Below are 2,060 nucleotides of genomic sequence, written 5' to 3'. Positions count from 1 at the left end.
TGCCTGGCGGTGGCGGCGTCGGCGCGCGCGGCGTCCGCGGCGGCCCTGGCGGCCTCGGAGCCGTCCGTGCCACGGGCGGCCGCCTCCACCGCCTCGGTGGCCCGCAGCCGGGCCTGCTGGGCATCGTTCTCCCGCTCGGCGGTGGTGGCGTCCTCCCGGGCCTGGCGGGCCTTGGTCTCCTCGCCCCGGGCCTTCTCGTCGGCCTGCGCGGCGATGCCCTCCTGTGTGGCGGCCCGGTCCCGGGCCGCAGAGGCATTGATCGCGGCCTGCTGGGCCTCGGCCCGCTTGGTGGAGGCGGTACGCCCCTCGGCGTCGGCCCGGGTACGTGCCTCGGCCGCGGTGGCCTGCTGCCGCTCCGCGGTGGCGCGCGCGGCGGCGGCCAGCCCACGCTCGCGCTCGGCGATGAGTCGTTGCTCGGCCGCGATCTTGGCCTGGTTCTGAGCCACCACCCGGGCGTCGCGGGTCTTCTGGGCGTGTTCCCAGGCGTCTTTCTCGGCCTGCTCTGCGTCGATACGGGCCTGGCGGCCCTTGGCGGCGGCGTCGGCGGCGATCTTGGCCTGGGCCTCGGCCTGCCGCGCCATGGCGGCGGCGGCTTTGGCGTGCTCCTGAGCGTTGGTGCGCCACGCCTCGGCCTGCTTGGCGTGCAGTTCGGCCTTGTTCGCGGCGTTGAGGCCGGCCGCGTCGGCGGCAGTGGCGTCGACGGCGTGCCGGGCGGTCTGGGCGGCGCGGTGGGCGGCGTCGGCCGCGGCGGCGATGCCGCTGGCGATCTGGGACCACTGGACCCCGTAGGTCAGTCCGGTCTCCACCAGGATGTCGGCCTGCACCCTGGCCTGGCCGGCGGCCACCTGGGCCTGCTTGGCGGCGGTGTCTGCCAATCCGACCTGCCGGGCTGCGTCCTTCTTGACCTCGGTGTAGTCCGACAGCCGCTTGCCCGCCTGGTCGGCGGACAGCATGCGGTCCGCCTCGCGGGAGGCGGCGGCCGACAGGCTCATCGCGTTGGAGGCGTTCTTCAGCGCACGGACGGCGTTGCCGTGCACCGCGATGAGCTTGGCACGGGCCCGGGCGGCGCGGGCGGTGTCGTCGGCCAGTTTGCGCAGCCGCTCCGCCGCCTCCAGCGCCTCCTTCTGCTCCTTCTCCCGGGCGGCCCGCTCGTCGGCGTCCTTCCGCGCCGCGATCTCATAGCCCTTCTCCAGGAACTCGGCGATCGCCTTGTCGTCATCGGTGGCGAGAGCGATGCGAGCGGCCCGCTGCACCTCGGGACCGCCGCTGGTGGCGAGCATCTCGACCCGCTTGCGGAGCTCCTCGGCCCGCTTGCGCTCGTTCTCCTCGGTGCTCTTGTCCCGCTGCCGGGCGATCTCCGCGCCGAAGGCGAGAAAGTCCGCGCGGTCCCGGGCGGTGCCCTTCAGGACCCGCTCGACCTCGGCGTTGAAGTACGGTCCGCCGGTGCCGCGCAGGTCCTCGATCCGCCTGCGGTTCTCGGCGTCGGCGGCGTCGCGCCTGTCCTGGGCCCGCTTGCGGGCCTCGGCCTCGCCCCGCTCCAGGAAGTCGCGGATCGCGTTCGGGTCCGTGCTCTCCAGCGCCTTCCGGGCGGCCTCGCGCACCTCCTCTTCCTCGTCGAACTCGGCGTAGTCCTCGACCAGCTGCCGGTCGGCGTCGGAGCTGAGCCGGGCCAGCGAGGTGATGGGCGCGCCGGGCGCCGGAGCATCCGCACGCGCCCGCAGGGCCGCAGCGAGCAGCGCGGCCGTACGCGCCTCGGACACGGCCGGTCGCCCGGGCGCGGCGGCCTGGGCCGGGGTGGTCAGCCCGCCCAGCACCGCAGCGACCACCGCAGCCGACACCGCCTTGACGGCGACCGCCCGCAGCCGGCCGGCCCGTCTCCCGGCTCCGGTCCGTCTCGCGACGTCCGTCCGCCTTCCGGCCTCGGTCCGACGTCCGACGTCGGCCCCTTTCCCGGCCCCCGGCCGGAGTGTCCCCCTCATGGGAGCGTCCCTTTCGTTCGTCACGTCGTCACGGAGAAGCGCGTCACGGAGATGCGCGTCACGGAGATGCGCGTCACGGAG

General features: G+C 75.3%; 1 pseudogene. It reads right to left on the bottom strand.

The window, feature by feature from the left end:
• Nucleotides 1-1,826 (bottom strand): annotated as a pseudogene (locus GT045_RS24275) (hypothetical protein); the annotation flags it as partial.
• Between the last annotated feature and the right edge of the window lie 234 nt (nt 1,827-2,060).

It is taken from the genome of Streptomyces sp. SID486, from assembly GCF_009865385.1.
Taxonomy (GTDB): Bacteria; Actinomycetota; Actinomycetes; order Streptomycetales; family Streptomycetaceae; genus Streptomyces.
This window is presented reverse-complemented; position numbering and strand designations above follow the sequence as displayed.